The organism is Streptomyces sp. NPDC088785 (assembly GCF_044750685.1).
Lineage (GTDB): Bacteria > Actinomycetota > Actinomycetes > Streptomycetales > Streptomycetaceae > Streptomyces.
The window spans coordinates 1-17,292 of sequence record NZ_JBIVKH010000018.1 but is presented as its reverse complement, the minus strand read 5'-3'; the positions used below and the strand labels follow the sequence as shown (position 1 = coordinate 17,292).

The window sequence follows — 17,292 nt, the reverse complement described above, 5'->3', positions numbered from 1 at the left end:
AGTTGACCGTGAAGACCGCAGAGCGCATGTCCCTCGCAGCATTTTCGTCTCGCTGGGGTGTGCGTGGCCGTTCGACTGGAGATGCACGTGGCCGGGCGCATCGAGGATTACGCACTCATCGGGGACATGCAGACCGCCGCGCTGGTCTGCCGGGACGGGACAGTCGACTGGCTGTGCCTGCCCCGCTTCGACTCGCATGCCATTTTCGCCGGGCTGCTCGGCACCGAGGACCATGGGTTCTGGCGGCTGGGCCCGGCCCATGCCGCCGACGCCGAGCCGCCGGCGGCGACCCGGCGCTCGTACCGGGGCGACTCGCTGATCCTGGAATCCGAGTGGGAGACCCCACGCGGCACGGTCCGTGTGACGGACTTCATGCCGCCGCGCGACGGCGCGCCGCAGCTGACCCGGATCGTGGAGGGGGTCAGCGGCCGGGTGCCGATGCGTTCGACGCTCCGGATGCGGTTCTCCTACGGCCGGATCACGCCATGGGTGCACAAGGTGGACGGGCGGACGGTCGCGGTGGCCGGGCCGGACTCCGTGTGGCTGGATTCCGACGCCGAGACGTACGGCAAGAACCTGACCACGTACTCGGACTTCACCGTGGGACCGGGCGACCGCGTCGCCTTCACCATCCAGTGGCAGCCCTCCCACCGGGAGCAGCCGCCGCTGCCGGATCCCGAGGGATCGCTGGAGGCGACGGAGCAGTTCTGGCGCGAATGGGTGGACCACTGCACGTACCACGGCCCCTACCGGGAGGCCGTGGTCCGCTCCCTCATCACGCTGAAGGCGCTCACCTACGCGCCGACCGGCGGCATCGTCGCCGCTCCCACGACCTCGCTGCCGGAGGAGATCGGCGGCGTACGGAACTGGGACTACCGGTACACCTGGCTGCGCGACGCGGCCATCACCCTGTCGTCACTGCTGCGCACCGGCTACCGGGAGGAGGCCCGGGCCTGGCGCGAGTGGCTGCTGCGGGCCGTGGCCGGCGATCCGGAGAACCTCCAGATCATGTACGGCATCGCGGGCGAGCGGGAGCTGGGCGAGGCCGAGCTGGACTGGCTGCCCGGCTACGAGAACTCGGCGCCGGTCCGGGTCGGGAACGGAGCGGCGCACCAGCTCCAGCTCGACGTGTACGGCGAGGTGACGGAGGCCCTGCACCTCGCGCACATGACGGGCCTGGCCCGCAACGACTACGCGTCGCTGCTCCAGCTCAAGCTCATCCGGTACCTGGAGGGCCACTGGGACGAGCCGGACGAGGGCATCTGGGAGGTGCGCGGGCCGCGCCGGCACTTCGTGCACTCCAAGGTGATGGCGTGGGTGGCGGTCGACCGCACCATCAAGCTGATCGAGTCCGGTGACGCCGACGGGCCGCTGGAGAAGTGGCGCGAGCTGCGCGACGACATCCACCGGGACGTGTGCGAGAAGGGGTACGACAAGGAGCGCAACACCTTCACGCAGTCGTACGGCAGCAAGGAGCTGGACGCGTCGCTGCTGCTGATTCCGCAGATGGGCTTCCTGCCGCCGGACGACAAGCGCGTCATCGGCACCATCGAGGCGATCCAGCGGGAGCTGTCGACGTCGGACGGCTTCATCCTCCGGTACCCCACCGACGGGGACAACGCGGGCGTCGACGGGCTGCCCGGCGACGAGGGCGCCTTCCTGGCCTGCTCGTTCTGGATGGCGGACGACCTGGCGATGATCGGCCGGGTCGACGAGGCCCGCCGGCTCTTCGAGAAGCTGCTGGCCCTGCGCAACGACCTGGGCCTGCTGGCCGAGGAGTGGGACCCGCGCCTCCAGCGCCAGGTCGGCAACTTCCCGCAGGCCTTCAGTCACGTGCCGCTGATCGACACGGCGCTGCGGCTGACGGCGTCGGGAGCGTACGGGGGCTGACCGCCCGGCCCCGCGCGGCCCGGTCCCACCCCGTACGGGGGTCGGGGCCGGGCCGCGCGTGAGGTACGCCACACCCGCCGCGGGGCCGGGCAATGCCGTTGGCCCGGTGACCAGTTGCCGGGGCGCCGGGCGCGGCGCCGGTCCCGGTGCGCGGGCGGCTGTGTTGCCGGACCGTCCGCGCCGGTACCGTCCGCAGCATGGACAGCACCTCCCCCGAGTACTCCCCGTACTCCCCTCCCGTCTCGCCCGCCGGGATCACCGTGCAGCGGGCCCTGGAGCTGCCCGGGCTGCGCAGCGGGCTGCCCGAGGTGGTGGCGGGCGGGGACCGGCTCCAGCGGACCGTGCGGTGGGTGCACGCGGGCGAGGTGCCGAACATCGCGTCGCTGCTCAAGGGCGGCGAGCTGCTGCTGACCACGGGGTTCGGGCTCGGCACCCGCCCGGCGGAGCAGCGGGCCTTCGTGCGCAAGCTGGCCGAGCGGGGCATCTCCGCGCTGGTGATCGAGCTGGGCCAGCGGTTCGCCCGGCTGCCCGCGGCGCTGGTGGAGACGGCGCGCGCGGCGGGCCTGCCGCTGGTGCAGCTGCACCGCGAAGTGCCCTTCGTGACGGTCACCGAGGAGGTCCACACCGAGATCGTCAACGGCCACTACGCCCTGCTCCAGCGCGCCGAGGAGGTCCACCGGCGCTGCACGCACGCGCTGCTCGGCGGCGGCGGGGTGCCGCAGGTGCTGCGGATCCTGGCCGGGTTCAGCGGCAATCCGGTCTTCCTGGAGACCGCCGACGGACAGCTGCTCTACGCGGCCGGTGCCGACGGCGACATCACCGACCCGCTCCAGGTGTGGGAGGGCATGCGCGGCACGCACCAGGACGAGCCGCCCAGCGGGGCGCTGCTCGTGGACGTGCCGGGCGGCGGCCCGGGGACGGGTTCGGTGCGGGCGCGGCTCGTCGTGCTCCCGGTGTCGTCGGCGCCGTTGCCGGTGCACCGGATCGCGGCGGAGCGGGCCGCCGGCTCGCTGGCCGTCGTACTGATGCAGGCGCGGCAGGAGGAGGAGCTGGCGGCGCGCGGGCGCGGCGACTTCCTCACCGATCTCGCGGAGGGCCGGATCACCGCGGAGGACGCCCCGGCGCAGGCCCGCGTCCTGGGCTTCAGGCCGGTCGGTCAGGGTCCGCTGCTGCCGGTGGTGATGCGGCTGCCGGGGCAGCCGGACTCCGCGGTGAGCCTGTCGCCGGGCGGCGGCTGGGCCGTGCTCGCGCGGGCCGTGTCGGAGGAGCTGGCGTCGGTCGGGGTGCCCGTGCTGCTCGGCGTGCGGCCCGTCGAGGGGCGGGTGCCGCTGCTGCTCGGGCTGCGTTCGGAGTCGGAGCGCACCGCGGTGGCCGACCGGGTGGCGGCGGCGCTGCGGGCGGGCGTGGAGCGGGCCGGGATCCAGCGCGCGGGCGCCCGGCCGCCGGTCGTCGTGGTCGGCGGCGCGGGCGGCTGGGCGGCGGCCGCGGCGGGGCTGCGGCACGCGGCGGAGACGGCGACCGCCGCGCAGGGCCTGACCGACCGCCCGTGGTTCGACGCGCGGCGGCTGGACATCGACCTGCTGCTGTGGCGGCTGCGCGACCATCCCGACCTGGCGGCGTTCGTGGACCGGGCGATCGGCCCGCTCCAGGACCACGACAGGCGCTCGAAGCCGCCCCTGCTGCCCACCCTCCAGACCTATCTGGCGCACGCGGGCCGCAAGGCGGAGACGGCCCGCGAGCTGCACCTGAACCGGCAGACGCTGTACAACCGCCTCGCGCGGATCGGCGAGCTGCTGGGGACGGACCTGGACGACCCGCAGACGGTCCTGGCGCTGAGCCTGGCGCTGCGGGCGCGGCGGCACGTCGGGTAGCGGTGCCCGGCGGGCGTGCCCTCAGAAGGTGCCGGTCTCAGAAGGTGCCGGTCTCAGAAGGTGCCGGTCTCAGAAGGTGCCGGTCAACTCGTCGTAGACGCTGAGGACCTGGGTGACCGTCGCGTCCTCGCTCGGCCAGGACGCGGCCTGCGCGGCACCGGCCGCGCGCAGTTCGGCGCACCGGTCCGGGTCCGTGAGGAGGCGTTCGATCGCGCGGGCCAGCGCGGGCGCGTCGCCGTAGGGGACCAACTCGGCGGCGTCGCCGACCAGTTCGGGGATGCCGCCGACGTCGGTGGCGACGAGCGGCACCCGCGCGTGCAGGGCCTCCTGGGCGAGCAGGGAGCGCGATTCCCAACTGCTGGGCAGGACCGCGACGTCGGCGGCGTGCAGCAGGTCGGCGACGTCGTCCCGGCGGCCGACGAGACGCACCGGCAGGCCCTCGCCCTCGATGCGGCGCTGGAGGATGCTGCGCTGCGGCCCCTCCCCCGCGATGACGAGCAGGGGGGCCGGGTCGAGGTCCAGCCAGGCGTGGGCGGCGTCGAGCAGTACCTCGTAGCCGCGGTGCCGCTCCAGCGTGCCGACCGACATCAGCAACGGGCGCCCCACGGCTCCCAGTTCGGCGCGCGTCTTGCTGCGGGCGCGCTCGGCGTCGTCCTCCCGGAGCGGCTCGGGGCGGTACGGCGGCGGGAAGGACACGGCGGCCAGCCGGGCGTCCCGCGCGCCCCGGGTGCGGGCCCGGTCGACCAGGTCGGAGGAGGTGCCGAGCACGACGGACGCGGCCTTGGCGACGCGCCGCTCCAGCATCCGCTGGAGCGAGGCCCGGGCCCCTTCCGCGTACGACCGGGTGTGCCACGTGACGACCAGCGGGATCCGGCGGCCGCTGAGCGCGAGGGAGGCGCGCAGGGCCGCGTGCAGTCCGTGGGCGTGCACCAGATCGGCGTCGGCGCAGGCCACCCGGAGCGCGGCGAGGGACGCCGGGTCGCTGCTGCGCGGCACCGCCAGGTGGTGGGCGCCGACGTCGCCGAATCCGTAGGCGTGCTCGGCCTCGGCGGGCGCGCAGACCGTGACCCGCACGCCGCGCGCCACGAGCCCGGCCGTCAGCGAGCGCACGTGGGCGCTGCTGCCCGCGCTGCCGCCGCCCAGCACTTGCACGGTACGCAGCGGCTTCTGTCCGTGCGCTGCGTGGCTGCTCACGTGACTCACGTGACCGGGCTCCTGGTCGATAGGTGCGAGAGGTGCGTGGGGTGGACTGGGTGCGAGGGATACGGGAGGTGGGAACGGTGCGAGGGGTGCGGGAAGTCCGTGGGCATGGGTGTACGGGGGTCGCGGGTCCGGGGCGGCCGGCGCCTCAGCAGCCAAGGATGCCAGTCCGTACGGGCGTTCCGGCACCGCCCACGGTCTCGCACCGCGCGAGTCCGGGCAACACGGCACACCGGACCACTCACATGGGTGAGTTGACCGGGCTCAGCGCCACCGCGTGCCCGCGGGCGCCCGGTCACCGCGCGCCCCGCGGTGACCCTGCCCCCGGCCCCGCGCCGGGGAGGCGCTCACGCGTCGGCCCTGGCCGCGGCCAGCAGCTCCTCCGCGTGGGCCCGCGCCGTCTCGGAGTCCTCCTGCCCGGCGAGCATCCGCGACAACTCCCTTACGCGGTCCTCCCCTTCGAGCACGGTGACGCCGGAACGGGTGACCGAGCCGTCGTTCGTCTTTTCGACCAGCAGCTGCCGGTCGGCGAACGCGGCGACCTGCGGCAGATGCGTGACGACCACGACCTGGGCCGACCTGGCCAGCTTGGCGAGGCGCCGGCCGATCTCGACGGCGGCCTTGCCGCCGACCCCGGCGTCGACCTCGTCGAAGAGGTAGGTGGGCACCGGGTCGGTGCCGGCGAAGACGACCTCGACCGCGAGCATCACGCGGGAGAGCTCGCCGCCGGAAGCGCCCTTGGCGATGGGCCGCGGCGGGGCACCGGGGTGCGGGGCGAGCAGCAGCTCCACCTCGTCGGCGCCGCTCGGCCCGCACGTCACGGTCCGCCCGTCGACCTCCACGCCGTCACCGGCGTCGGCCGGGGTCTGCCGGATGTCGAAGGAGATCCGGGCGTGCGGCATCGCGAGCGAGGCCAGCTCCTCGGTGACGGCGGCGGCGAACCGCGCGGCCGCCTCCACCCGGGCGTGCGTCAATTCCTGGGCGAACGTGCTGAGTTCGGTGCGCAGCGCGTCGCGCTCGGTGGTGAGTTCGCCGATCCGCTCGTCGTCGCCGTCGAGTTCGAGCAGGCGCGCGGCGCTCCGCTCGGACCAGGTCAGCACGGCCTCGGTGCCGCCGCCGTCCTCGCCGTACTTGCGGATGAGCGCGGTCAGCGCGGCGCGGCGCTCCTCGACGGCCGCGAGCCGCAGCGGGTCGGCGTCCAAGTCGTCCGCGTACCCGGCGAGTTCCGCGGCCACGTCGGTGAGCAGGATCTGCACCTCGCCGATCCGCTCGGCGAGCGCGCCGAGGGCGGAGTCGTGCGAGCGGACCGCTTCGAGCGCCCGGTGGGCGCCGCCGACCAGGGTCTGGGCGTCGACGCCCTCCGGGTCCTCGGGGTTCCCGGCGAGCGCGCCGTGGGCGACCGCGGCGGCGGACGCCAGCGCCTCGGCGTGCCCGAGCCGCGACGCCTCCTCGGCCAGTTCGGCGTCCTCGCCGGCGCGGGGCTCCACGGCGGCGATCTCGTCGAGCCCGAACCGCAGCAGATCGGCCTCCTGCGCCCGCTCCCGGGCGCGCGTGGTGATCTCCTCCAGCTCGGCGCCGACGGCCTTCAGCCGCTTGTACACGCCCGCGTACCCGGCGAGCGGCTTCGCGACGGCGTCCCCGGCGTACCGGTCGAGCGCCTGCCGCTGCCGTCCCTGCTTGAGCAGCCCCTGCTGGTCGGTCTGGCCGTGCACGGCGACGAGGTCGTCGGCGAGCTCGGCGAGCAGGCCGACGGGCACCGAGCGCCCGCCCAGGTGCGCCCGCGAGCGCCCCTCGGCGGAAACGGTACGGCTGACGAGCAGCACGCCGTCCTCCAGCTCGGCCCCGGCCTCCTCGGCCCGCGCCGCCGCGCCCGAGCCGGCGGGCACCGTGACGCTCCCCTCGACCACCGCGTGCTTCGCGCCGATCCGCACGAGCGCGGCATCGGCGCGCCCGCCCAGCAACAGCCCGAGGCTCGTGACGACCATGGTCTTGCCCGCGCCGGTCTCGCCGGTCACCGCCGTGAAACCGGGTGACAGCTCGACCACCGCGTCGTCGATGACTCCGAGCGACCGTATCCGCATCTCCTCCAACACGAACACGACCTTACGAGGTCCCGGGCCCTCCGTGCGACGGACCCCGGCCCTCGGCCCCGAACCAGCAGGTGGTGCGCGGCCCTCTGTCACCCGTGCGTGTGCCGGGACGGGCGGGGCGGCCGTGCACCGCGCGTGCCCGAGTGGCGCGGGGAACCGCGCGTCCGGCGCCGCGCCCCGCCGAGCGGACAGGCCTAGTGCGGGGCCCCGCGCCACCCCGCGACCGGCAGCGCGAACTTGGCCACGAGCCGGTCGGTGAACACGGCGTGGTGCAGCCGGGCCAGCCGCACCGGGACGGCCCCGCGCCGGACCTCCACCCGGGCGCCCGCGGGCAGCTCGACGGTCCGCCGCCCGTCGCACCACAGCACCCCGTGCGGGGTGTGCGGCTGCACCTCCACGGCCAGCACCGAGTTCGGCGAGGTGACCAGCGGCTTCGCGAACAGCGCGTGGGCGCTGATCGGCACCATCAGCAGCGCCTCGACCTCCGGCCACACCACGGGCCCGCCCGCAGAGAACGCGTAGGCGGTCGACCCGGTCGGGGTGGCGCACACGATGCCGTCGCAGCCGAACCCGGTGACGGGGCGGCCGTCGATCTCCAGGACGACCTCCAGCATCCGCTCGGGCTCGACCTTCTGCACGGCGGCCTCGTTGAGCGCCCAGTCCTCGTGGACCACGTCGCCGTTGCGGTGCACGACGACGTCGATCGTCATGCGCTCCTCGACGTCGTACTCCCGGGTGACGACCCGGTCGACGACCTTGTCCAGGTCGTCGCGCTCGGCCTCCGCCAGGAAGCCCACGCGCCCCAGGTTCACCCCGAGCATCGGCACGCCGGAGGCGCGGGCGAACTCGGCGCCGCGCAGCAGCGTCCCGTCGCCGCCGAGCACGATGAGCAGTTCGCACCCGTCGAGACAGGCCGGGGTCGCCTCCTTCACCAGCTCCACGGAGTCGGGCAGCGGCAGGTCAAAGGCCTCCGACTCCAGCACGCGCACGCCGAGGCCGCTGCGCAGCAGCCCCTCGACGACGAGCTCGGCGCTGCGGATGGCCGCGGGCCGCCCGGTGTGCGCGAGCAGGAACACAGTACGAGCTCGGGTCTGGGTCAACGCGGCCCCTCCGCCACTGCACGGTCGACGTCGGCCGGGTCCAGCGCGGGCGCACCGGCACGCAGCCACAGAAAGTACTCGACGTTCCCGGACGGCCCCGGCAGCGGGCTCGCGGTCACGCCCCGCACGCCGAGCCCCAGCGCGAACGCCTGGGCGGCGACCCCGCGCACGGCCTCGGCGCGCAGCTCGGGGCTGCGCACGACACCGCCGCTGCCCAGCCGGTCCTTGCCGACCTCGAACTGCGGCTTCACCATCAGCACCAGGTCGGCGTCGGGTGCCGCGCACCGCACGAGGGCGGGCAGCACCAGGCCGAGCGGGATGAAGGACAGGTCGCCGACCACGATGTCGACGGGCACGCCGTCGATCGCCTCCGGCGTCAGCTCGCGCACGTTCGTGCGGTCCTTGACGGTGACGCGTTCATCGCTCTGGAGCGACCAGGCGAGCTGCCCGTACCCCACGTCGACGGCGACGACGTGCGCGACGCCGGAGCGCAGCAGCACGTCGGTGAAGCCGCCGGTGGAGGCCCCGGCGTCCAGGGCCCGCCGCCCCGCCACCGCCAGCCCGCGCGGCAGGAACGCCGCCAGGGCGCCGGCGAGCTTGTGCCCGCCGCGCGAGACGTATTCGGGGTCGTCGGCGTCCGACTGCACGACGATGGCCGCGGCCGTCTCCACCTGGGTCGCGGGCTTGGTCGCGACGGTCTTGCCGACGGCGACCCGGCCCGCGGCGATCAGCTGGCTGGCGTGCTCGCGCGAGCGGGCCAGCTTGCGGCGGACGAGTTCGGCGTCGAGGCGGCGACGTGCCACACCTGCCACGGTCGGTTCAGCTCCTGTGCTCATACGGGGACGAGGGCCGGGGCCGCGCGTCCAGCGCGCTCAGCGCGCCGCGCAACCCCTGATGTACATCCTCGTACACCTTGGCGTGTCCGTCTGCCGCGAGGTGGTCGACATCGGCCAGGCGCTCCAGCTGCCCGTCCACCTCCGGGTTGCCGGTGCGGGCGCGCTCGACGCCCAGCGGGGCGGGCGCGGCGGGGTCGTACGACGGTTGCGCCGGCACCGGGGCCCCGGCGGCGGGAGTCTCGCTCATGCCCAGACGCTACCTCGTGGCGCCGGTGTACCGTCGGTCGCGATGGCGACGATCGAAGAGTGCCGCGCGGCACTGGGCAGGCTCTCGGACACCATGGCGGGCGCGGGCGGCGACGTACGCGCGGCGGCCGCCCTGGACCGCTCGCTGAGCTGCCACATCAAGGACCTGGACACGACGTTCTCCGGCCGTCTGGAGGACGGCCGGATCACGGTGCTCGGCACCCGCCCGGGGCCGCCCGCCGAGAAGGCGCAGATCCGGCTGGCGATGACGGGCGACGACCTCGTGGCGCTGGTGGACGGGCGGCTGAACTTCGCGAAGGCGTGGGCCGCCGGCCGTGTGAGGCTGGAGGCGTCCTTCCGCGACCTGCTGCGCCTCAGGACGCTGCTTTAGCGACGTCCGCCCGGGCGGCCTCCGCCCGCGGGCCGTCGGTGCTCCGCTGTCCGCGGGCCTTGCGCGCCGCGGGTACCACCAGCGGGGTGCCGGTCTCCGGGTCGTCGATGACCTGGCACCGCATCCCGAAGAGCCGCTCGACGAGGTCGGCGGTGACGATGTCCTTCGGCGCGCCCTCGGCGATCACCTGTCCGTCGCGCAGCGCGATCAGGTGCGTCGCGTACCGGGCGGCGTGGTTGAGGTCGTGCAGCACGGCGACGAGCGTGCGCCCCTGCTCCTCGTGCAGGTCGGCGCAGAGGTCGAGGACGTCGATCTGGTGCTGGATGTCGAGGAAGGTGGTCGGCTCGTCGAGCAGCAGCAGCGGGGTCTGCTGGGCGAGCGCCATGGCGATCCAGACGCGCTGGCGCTGGCCGCCGGAGAGCTCGTCGACGTACCGGTCGGCGAGTTCGGCGACGCCGGTGGACTCCATCGCCTCGCGGACGACCTTCTCGTCCTCCGGCGACCACTGGCGCAGCAGTCCCTGGTGCGGGTAGCGGCCGCGGGCGACGAGGTCGGCGACGGTGATGCCGTCGGGCGCGACCGAGGACTGCGGGAGCAGGCCGAGCGTCTTGGCGACCTTCTTCGCGGGCATCGACTGGATGACGTGGCCGTCGAGCAGCACCCGGCCGGTGCTGGGCCTGAGCATGCGCGACAGGGCGCGCAGGAGCGTCGACTTGCCGCAGGCGTTCGGGCCGACGATCACCGTGAAGGACTGGTCGGGGATCTCGACGGACAGCTTCTCGGCGATGACGCGCTGGTCGTATCCGAGGGTCACGTCGTCGGCTATCAGCCTGTTCACGGCGGTGCTCCTTTGGTTCGTACGAATACCGGGACTCAAATCCGCCCCGCCTTGCGCTCGGTGACGAGCAGCCACAGCAGATAGACGCCGCCGACGACGCCCGTGACGACGCCCACCGGCAGCTGGTCGGCGCCGAACGCCCGCTGCGACACCAGGTCGGCGACGATCAGCAGGGTGGCGCCGAGGACGGTGGAGGCCAGCAGGTTCGGCCCCGGCGACCTGGTCAGGCGGCGGGCGATCTGCGGGGCGGTGAGCGCCACGAAGCTCACCGGGCCCGCGGCGGCGGTGGCGGCGGCGGTCAGCACCACGGACGCGCCGAGCAGCACCAGCCGGGTCGCCTCGACGCGCACGCCGAGCGCCCCGGCCGCGTCGTCGCCCATCTCCAGCATCCGCAGCGGCCGCCCGTGGTAGGCGACGAGCGGGGCGACGACGACGAACAGGATCAGCAGCGGCCACACCTGGGTCCAGTCGCGTCCGTTGAGCGAGCCGGTCATCCAGACGGTGGCACGGGCCGCGTCGACGAAGTCGGCCTTGGTCAGCAGATAGCCGTTGACGGCGGTGACGAAGGCGGAGGCGCCGATGCCGACGAGGACCAGCCGGTAGCCGTGCACGCCCCGCTTCCAGGCGAGTACGTAGATGGCGACGCCGGTGACGAGACCGCCGACGAGCGCCCCGAGCGCGACCTGGGCCGCGCTGCCGCCGAAGATCACGATCATCACGAGGGCGCCGGCGGTGGCGCCCTGCCCGAGGCCGAGGACGTCTGGGCTGCCCAGCGGGTTGCGGGAGATGGACTGGAACAGGGCGCCGGACAGGCCGAGCGCGCCGCCCACCAGCAGCCCGACGAGGACCCGGGGCAGCCGCAGGTCGTTGATGATGAACTCCTGCCCGGCGTTCCCGTGACCGGTCAGGGTGCGCAGCACGTCCAGGGCGGGGATGGGGAAGTCGCCGGTGCCGATGAGCACGACGCCCGCGGCGAGCACGGCGACGAGGAGGGCGGCCACGACGGCGACGGTGCGCGGGTCGAGCCGTACCGAGAGTCCGCCCGGGGTGCGGACCGCCTTGATGGTCTTCACAGCTGGGCCATCCTCCGGCGTCGTACGAGAACGATGAAGACGGGCGCCCCGAGCACGGCGGTGACGATGCCGACCTGGAGTTCGGAGGGCCGGGCCACGATCCGGCCGAGCACGTCGGCGCCGAGCAGCAGCACCGGCGACAGGACCGCCGCGTAGGGCAGCAGCCAGCGCTGGTCGGGGCCGGTGAAGGAGCGCACCATGTGCGGCACCATCAGGCCGACGAAGGCGATGGGCCCGCACGCGGCGGTGGCGGCGCCGCACAGCAGCGTCGCGGAGGCCATCCCGAGGGCGCGGGTCCGTCCGAGGTGGGCGCCGAGCGCCCGTGCGGTGTCGTCGCCCATGGCCATGGCGTTGAGCGGCCGGGCCAGGCCGAGCGCGAGCAGGGTGCCGACCGCGATGAACGGCCAGACCTGCTGGACGGTGTGCATGCTGGCGCCGGCCAGCGAGCCGACCTGCCAGAAGCGCATCCGGTTCAGCGCGACATCGTCGGTGATCATGATGGCGTAGAGGTAGCCGGAGAGCGCCGCGGCGACGGCGGTTCCGGCGAGCGCGAGGCGCACGGGCGTCGCGTTCCTGGTCCCTCCGAGCACGTAGACGAGCGCGCCGACGGCGGCGGCGCCCGCGAAGGCGAACCACACGTACCCGCTGAGCGTGGTCACGCCGAAGAAGCTGATGCCGGTGACGACGGCGGCGGACGCCCCCATGTTGATGCCGAGGATGCCGGGGTCGGCCAGCGGGTTGCGGGTGAGCGCCTGGAGCACGGCGCCGGAGAGGCCGAGCGCGAGCCCGGCCAGCAGTCCGAGCACCGTGCGCGAGACGCGCTCCCCGACGACCACGTCCGCGTAGGTGCCGGTGTCGTGGAAGAGCCCGTGCCGGACCTGGTCGAGCGTGAGCGACTTCGCGCCGACGGCGATGCTCGCCACGGCGACCGCCACCAGGAGGAGGACCGCGCCGAGCAGGACGACGGTGCGGAGCGTCGTACGACGGCCGGGGGGCGCGGGAGCGGTCTCCGCGCCGGCTTCTGGGGGACTCTCGACCAACACGAGGTTAGGCTAACCTATCCTCCCGCTACCCAGCGGTGCGGGGAACGTCGGGACCGGCCCGGGGCCGACGGCGCCCGGGCCCTTGTCCCCCACGCGTGACCGGGTGGCGCGCCGCTAAAGCCCCGCCTGCGCCAACCGCTCCAGAACCTTCACAGAGTCCCGCTCGCAGACTCCGTCCCCGGCGGCCGCCCAGGCGGCGCCGCACAGGGCCCGCAGCCCGTCGACCGGGTCGCCGTCGCCGGTGAGTTCGAGGCGCTCGTCGCCGGCCGACGCGGTCCAGCCGCCGCACCGCCATCCGCCGTCCGTCTCCTCGACGTCCGGCTGCCCGCGCAGCAGCCCGCGCAGATCGCGGTCCACGTACGTCGGCCGGTGCTGCGGCGGCGCGGCCAGCAGCTGCGCCCCGTCGGTGACGCCGGTGAGGACGAGCAGCGAGTCCACCCCGCCGTTGAACGCCCCCTCGATGTCCGTGTCGAGGCGGTCGCCGACGACCAGGGGGGTCTCGGCCCCGGTCCGCAGCACGGTCTCGCGGTGCATCGGCGGCAGCGGCTTGCCGGCGACCTGCGGGTCGGCACCCGTCGCGATCCGGACGACCTCCACCGCCGCGCCGTTGCCCGGGGCGATGCCACGGCCGCTCGGGATCGTCAGGTCGGTGTTGGACGCGAACCACGGCACGCCGCGCGCGACCGCGTAGCCGGCCTCCGCGAACCGTGCCCAGGTCATGTCGGGCCCGCCGTACCCCTGGGCGACGGCGGCGGGGTCGTCATCAGCGGATTCGACGGGTTCGAGCCCGCGCTCGCGCAGGGCGACCCGCAGTCCCTCGCCGCCGATGACCAGCACCCGCGCCCCGGCGGGCACCTGCTCGCTGATCAGCCGGGCGACGGCCTGCGCGGAGGTGATCACGTCGTCGGCGCCGGTCGGGATCCCCAGCTCGCTCAGGTGCTCGGCGACGCTGTCCGGGGTGCGCAGCGCGTTGTTCGTCACGTACGCGAGGTTCATCCCGCCCTTCCGCGCGGTGGCCAGCGACTCCACCGCGTGGTCGATGGCGTGCCCGCCCGCGTAGACGACCCCGTCGAGATCGAGCAGGGCGGTGTCGTAGGCCTCGCTCAACGCCCGCGCACTGCCGTCGGGCCGCACTCGCGGCCCGCTGCCGGCCGCCTCGCGCTCACTCTGGCTCATTACGTATCGCTCCTCGTTCCATCCGACTCCCCGATCATCCCTCACCGCGCCGACACTCGTACGATGCTCGAATGAACACTGCAGGTCGCACGGTACAGACGGGACACCACGGCCTGGACCTGAAGCCGTTCAGGGGCGTGCGGTACGTTCCCGAGCGGGTCGGCAGCCTCGCCGCCGTCACCTCACCCCCGTACGACGTCGTCGTACGCCCCGACGGCCTGCTCCATCTGGAGAGCGCCGATCCGTTCAACATCGTGCGCCTGATCCTGCCGCAGGCGACGGATCCCGGCACGCGCAACGCGCAGGCCGCCGCCACCCTGCGGCACTGGCTCAGCGAGGGCGTCCTGGCGCCCGACCCGGAGCCCGCCCTGTACGTCTACGAGCAGCGCGGCGGCGACCTCCTCCAGCGCGGTGTCATCGGCGCCCTGCACCTGTCCGAGGCGGCGGAGGGTGTGGTGCTCCCCCACGAGGGCGTGATGCCGCATGTGGTGGAGGACCGTGCGGGCGTCATGCGCGCCACGGAGGCGAACCTCGAACCGCTGCTGCTGACCTACCGGGGCGACGGCAACGGCGCCGGCGACGCGACCGGCACGGCGGCCGTCATCGAGCGCACCGTGCAGGACCCGCCGCTGCTGTCGACGACGACCGAGGACGGCTACAGCCACCGCCTGTGGGCCGTCACGGATCCGGCGGAGGTCGCCCGCGTCCACGCCGACCTGGCCTCCCACCAGGCCCTGATCGCCGACGGCCACCACCGCTGGGCGACCTATCTGCGGCTGCGCACGGAGCACCCGCCGTCCGTGTCCTCCCCGTGGGACTACGGTCTGGTGCTCCTGGTCGACACGGCCCGCTATCCGTTGCGGGTCCGCGCCATCCACCGCCTCCTCAACCGGCTCCCCCTCGACGAGGCCCTGGCCGGGGTGGAGGGCTCGTTCCGCGTGCGCGAGGTGCGGGGCCCGCTGCCGCGCGCCATGGACGCTCTGGCGCGGGCGGCGGCCGACGGCAACGCCTTCCTGCTGGCCGGCGGCGCCACGGACACGTACCACCTCCTGGACCGCCCGGATCCGGCCCTGCTCGCCCGCACGATCCGCGCGGACCGCCCGGAGGCCTGGCGCACGCTGGACGCGACGGTGCTGCACGGGACGCTCCTCGGCCATGTCTGGGGCATCGCGGAGGACTCGCCGGCCGATGTCACGTACATCCACGACGCGCAGGCCACGGTCGACAAGGCGCGCCGGGACGGCGGGACGGCGGTGCTGATGCACCCGGTGCACGAGGACGTCGTCCGCGATCTCGCGCGGCAGGGCGTGACGATGCCCCGCAAGTCGACCTCGTTCGGCCCGAAGCCGGCGACGGGCCTGGTCCTGCGCACTCTGACCGACGACTGACGGGCAACGACGGACGGGCGGGCTCCCCGAGGGGAACCCGCCCGCCTTCACCGCACAGACCCGTTCCTACCGCTCCCGGTCCTGCTCCTGCTCGTCGTCGGCCTGCCCGGCCGGCGCGGCGCCGTCCTCGTCGCTGTCGTCGAAGGCGTCGACGAACTCGACGCCGTCCAGCTCGGCGAGCCGGTCCGACGCGTCCGTGCTGCCGTCCTTGTCGGACTCGACGGCCTTCGCGAACCACTCGCGCGCCTCGCCCTCACGCCCGGCGGCGAGCAGCGCGTCGGCGTACGCGTAGCGCAGGCGCGCGGTCCACGGCTGGACGGAGTTGGAGGCCAGCTCGGGGCTCTGGAGGGTGACGATGGCGGCGTCGAGCTGCCTCATGTCCCGCCGCGCCCCGGCCGCGACCAGCCGCATCTCGACCTGTCCGGCCTTGTCGAGCTTCTGCACCTCGGGCGCTCCGGCCATGTCGAGCGCCTTCTCCGGCCGCTCCAGCCCGCGCTCGCAGTCGGCCATGACGGGCCACAGCTCCACGTTGCCGGTCATGCGCCGCGCGGCACGGAACTCGGCCAGCGCCTCGCTGTACTTCTGGTTCGCGTACGCGGCGAAACCGGCGGCCTCGCGGACGGCGGCGACCCGCGAGGCGAGCCGCAGCGCGATCCGCGAATACCCGTAGGCACCCTCGGGGTCCTCGTCGATCAGCCGCGCCACCATCACCAGGTTCTTGCCGACATCCTCGGCCAGCCCCTTCGGCAGCGACTGAAGCTCCTGCTGTACGCCCTTGTCGAGCTCGAACCCGGAGACGTCCTCGGGGATCGGCAACCGCTTGATCGGCTCACGGTCCCGGTCCCGGTCGTCACGCCCACGGAAGCCGCCACCGCGCCGGTCGTCACCGCGCCGGTCGTCCCGCCGGTCGTCGCGGCCCCGGAACCCACCGGGCCGCCCACCACGGTCGTCCCGCCGCGGCCCGCGCGCACCACGGTCGTCATCGCGTCCACGGAAGCCGCCGCCACCGCGGTTGTCGTCACGACGGGCGCCGTAGGACGGCCGGTCGTCGCGTCGGTCGTCACGCCGGTCGTCACGCCGGAAGGGAGGACGGTCGCCGTCACGACGGGGCCCACGATCACGGTCACGGTCGCGGTCGCCGTACGAGGGTCGGTCCCCGTCACGCCGGTCGCGGTAGCCGCCGCCGCTGCCGCCGCCACGGTTGTCGTCACGGCGGTCGCGGAAGCCACCACCACGGTTGTCGTCACGCCGGGCACCGTACGAGGGACGGTCACCGTCACGCCGGTCACCGCCACCACGGTTGTCATCACGGCGGCCGCCGTTGGACGGCCGGTCATCGCGTCGGTCATCACGCCGGAAGGGAGGACGGTCGCCGTCACGACGCGGCCCACGATCACGGTCACGGTCGCGGTCACCGAAGGACGGACGGTCGTCGCGCCGATCGCGGTAACCGCCACCGCCACGGTTGTCGTCACGGCGGGCACCATAGGACGGCCGGTCGCCACGGTTGTCATCACGCCGGAAGGGAGGACGGTCCCCGTCACGACGCGGCCCACGATCACGGTCACGGTCGCCGTACGAGGGTCGGTCCCCGTCACGACGGTCGCGATAGCCGCCACCGCTGCCGCCGCCACGGTTGTCGTCACGACGATCGCGGAAGCCACCACCACGGTTGTCGTCACGGCGGGCACCGTACGAGGGACGGTCATCGCGTCGGTCATCACGCCGGAAGGGAGGACGGTCCCCGTCACGACGCGGCCCACGGTCCCGGTCACGGTCACGGTCACCGAAGGACGGACGGTCGTCGCGGCGGTCGCGACGCGGGCCGCCGGTGTTTCCGCGGTACCCGCCCCGGTCACCACTGTCCCGGCGGCGCTGGTCGCGCTCGGGTCGCTCATCGGGAGAGTTGGTGGGCATCGGTGGGCTCCTGTCTTCGGTACCGCAGTCATTCTCGCGCAGCCGGGGTGCCGGCGCGCTCCGAGATAAGTTCTGGAAATACAAAAAGGACCCTTGGTCCCCAGCATGTGTGCCGGGACCAAGGGTCCTCTCAAATTTAGTTCGGCGGCGTCCTACTCTCCCACAGGGTCCCCCCTGCAGTACCATCGGCGCTGTAAGGCTTAGCTTCCGGGTTCGGAATGTAACCGGGCGTT

Annotated in this window: 15 protein-coding genes and 1 rRNA gene; 4 read left to right on the top strand and 12 right to left on the bottom strand. The window is 74.1% G+C overall.

All coding sequences use genetic code 11. The features are described from left to right. Window positions 1-87 precede the first annotated feature (87 nt). Together ACIP5K_RS32430 and ACIP5K_RS32425 are read left to right on the top strand one after the other, a co-directional pair. Window positions 88-1,890: a glycoside hydrolase family 15 protein gene (locus ACIP5K_RS32430; RefSeq protein WP_401415563.1), complete on the top strand. Its 1,803-nt coding sequence runs from the start codon at window positions 88-90 to the stop codon at window positions 1,888-1,890. 197 nt (window positions 1,891-2,087) lie between these two features. Continuing rightward, window positions 2,088-3,761: a PucR family transcriptional regulator gene (locus tag ACIP5K_RS32425; protein WP_401415360.1), complete on the top strand. Its 1,674-nt coding sequence runs from the start codon at window positions 2,088-2,090 to the stop codon at window positions 3,759-3,761. A gap of 69 nt (window positions 3,762-3,830) precedes the next feature. Here the strand turns inward: ACIP5K_RS32425 and ACIP5K_RS32420 are convergent, their stop codons facing one another. The 5 genes from ACIP5K_RS32420 to ACIP5K_RS32400 form a co-directional block, all read right to left on the bottom strand. After that, complete coding sequence (locus ACIP5K_RS32420; RefSeq protein ID WP_401415358.1) at window positions 3,831-4,964, bottom strand: glycosyltransferase family 4 protein; 1,134 nt, start codon at window positions 4,962-4,964, stop codon at window positions 3,831-3,833. A gap of 344 nt (window positions 4,965-5,308) precedes the next feature. Then, window positions 5,309-7,042 (bottom strand): DNA repair protein RecN, encoded by a 1,734-nt coding sequence (recN, locus tag ACIP5K_RS32415; RefSeq protein WP_401415561.1) that lies wholly within the window; start codon window positions 7,040-7,042, stop codon window positions 5,309-5,311. A gap of 203 nt (window positions 7,043-7,245) precedes the next feature. Next, the gene (locus ACIP5K_RS32410; RefSeq protein ID WP_401415356.1) at window positions 7,246-8,151 is read right to left on the bottom strand and encodes an NAD kinase; all 906 of its coding nucleotides are present in this window, start codon (window positions 8,149-8,151) and stop codon (window positions 7,246-7,248) included. Further along, on the bottom strand, window positions 8,148-8,963 hold the full coding sequence (locus ACIP5K_RS32405; RefSeq protein WP_401415354.1) for a TlyA family RNA methyltransferase: 816 nt from the start codon (window positions 8,961-8,963) through the stop codon (window positions 8,148-8,150). The genes ACIP5K_RS32410 and ACIP5K_RS32405 overlap by 4 nt, the downstream gene beginning before the upstream one ends. 7 nt (window positions 8,964-8,970) lie before the next feature. Then, window positions 8,971-9,234: a hypothetical protein gene (locus ACIP5K_RS32400; RefSeq protein ID WP_401415353.1), complete on the bottom strand. Its 264-nt coding sequence runs from the start codon at window positions 9,232-9,234 to the stop codon at window positions 8,971-8,973. 42 nt (window positions 9,235-9,276) lie between these two features. Between ACIP5K_RS32400 and ACIP5K_RS32395 the strand changes: the two genes are divergently transcribed. After that, window positions 9,277-9,624 (top strand): SCP2 sterol-binding domain-containing protein, encoded by a 348-nt coding sequence (locus tag ACIP5K_RS32395; RefSeq protein WP_401415351.1) that lies wholly within the window; start codon window positions 9,277-9,279, stop codon window positions 9,622-9,624. On the opposite strand, the gene ACIP5K_RS32390 is transcribed toward ACIP5K_RS32395, so the two are convergent. The 4 genes from ACIP5K_RS32390 to ACIP5K_RS32375 all read right to left on the bottom strand — a co-directional run bounded on the left by ACIP5K_RS32390 (window position 9,608) and on the right by ACIP5K_RS32375 (window position 13,754). Continuing rightward, window positions 9,608-10,462 (bottom strand): ABC transporter ATP-binding protein, encoded by an 855-nt coding sequence (locus tag ACIP5K_RS32390; protein WP_401415349.1) that lies wholly within the window; start codon window positions 10,460-10,462, stop codon window positions 9,608-9,610. The genes ACIP5K_RS32395 and ACIP5K_RS32390 overlap by 17 nt on opposite strands. Window positions 10,463-10,497: 35 nt before the next feature. Beyond that, window positions 10,498-11,535: a FecCD family ABC transporter permease gene (locus ACIP5K_RS32385; protein ID WP_401415347.1), complete on the bottom strand. Its 1,038-nt coding sequence runs from the start codon at window positions 11,533-11,535 to the stop codon at window positions 10,498-10,500. After that, window positions 11,532-12,578, bottom strand: a complete 1,047-nt coding sequence (locus ACIP5K_RS32380; RefSeq protein WP_401415345.1) for a FecCD family ABC transporter permease — start codon at window positions 12,576-12,578, stop codon at window positions 11,532-11,534. Before ACIP5K_RS32380 ends, ACIP5K_RS32385 begins: the two co-directional genes overlap by 4 nt. 114 nt (window positions 12,579-12,692) lie before the next feature. Beyond that, window positions 12,693-13,754 (bottom strand): HAD-IIA family hydrolase, encoded by a 1,062-nt coding sequence (locus ACIP5K_RS32375; protein WP_401415343.1) that lies wholly within the window; start codon window positions 13,752-13,754, stop codon window positions 12,693-12,695. 71 nt (window positions 13,755-13,825) lie between these two features. Between ACIP5K_RS32375 and ACIP5K_RS32370 the strand changes: the two genes are divergently transcribed. Further along, the gene (locus ACIP5K_RS32370; protein WP_401415341.1) at window positions 13,826-15,142 is read left to right on the top strand and encodes a DUF1015 family protein; all 1,317 of its coding nucleotides are present in this window, start codon (window positions 13,826-13,828) and stop codon (window positions 15,140-15,142) included. 66 nt (window positions 15,143-15,208) lie between these two features. On the opposite strand, the gene ACIP5K_RS32365 is transcribed toward ACIP5K_RS32370, so the two are convergent. The 3 genes from ACIP5K_RS32365 to rrf all read right to left on the bottom strand — a co-directional run. Next, window positions 15,209-15,958 carry a hypothetical protein gene (locus ACIP5K_RS32365; protein ID WP_401415339.1) on the bottom strand — a complete coding sequence of 250 codons (750 nt, stop codon included), beginning with the start codon at window positions 15,956-15,958 and terminating at the stop codon, window positions 15,209-15,211. Further along, window positions 15,850-17,040 (bottom strand): hypothetical protein, encoded by a 1,191-nt coding sequence (locus tag ACIP5K_RS32360; protein ID WP_401415337.1) that lies wholly within the window; start codon window positions 17,038-17,040, stop codon window positions 15,850-15,852. Before ACIP5K_RS32360 ends, ACIP5K_RS32365 begins: the two co-directional genes overlap by 109 nt. A gap of 158 nt (window positions 17,041-17,198) precedes the next feature. Then, window positions 17,199-17,292, bottom strand: a 5S ribosomal RNA gene (gene rrf, locus ACIP5K_RS32355); the annotation flags it as partial.

Coding starts and splice junctions, on each gene's coding strand:
- ACIP5K_RS32425 (WP_401415360.1), top strand. CDS start 2,088: ATGGACAGCACCTCCCCCGAGTACTCCCCGTACTCCCCTCCCGTCTCG.
- recN (WP_401415561.1), bottom strand. CDS start 7,042: ATGCGGATACGGTCGCTCGGAGTCATCGACGACGCGGTGGTCGAGCTG.
- ACIP5K_RS32400 (WP_401415353.1), bottom strand. CDS start 9,234: ATGAGCGAGACTCCCGCCGCCGGGGCCCCGGTGCCGGCGCAACCGTCG.
- ACIP5K_RS32395 (WP_401415351.1), top strand. CDS start 9,277: ATGGCGACGATCGAAGAGTGCCGCGCGGCACTGGGCAGGCTCTCGGAC.
- ACIP5K_RS32375 (WP_401415343.1), bottom strand. CDS start 13,754: ATGAGCCAGAGTGAGCGCGAGGCGGCCGGCAGCGGGCCGCGAGTGCGG.
- ACIP5K_RS32370 (WP_401415341.1), top strand. CDS start 13,826: ATGAACACTGCAGGTCGCACGGTACAGACGGGACACCACGGCCTGGAC.
- ACIP5K_RS32360 (WP_401415337.1), bottom strand. CDS start 17,040: ATGAGCGACCCGAGCGCGACCAGCGCCGCCGGGACAGTGGTGACCGGG.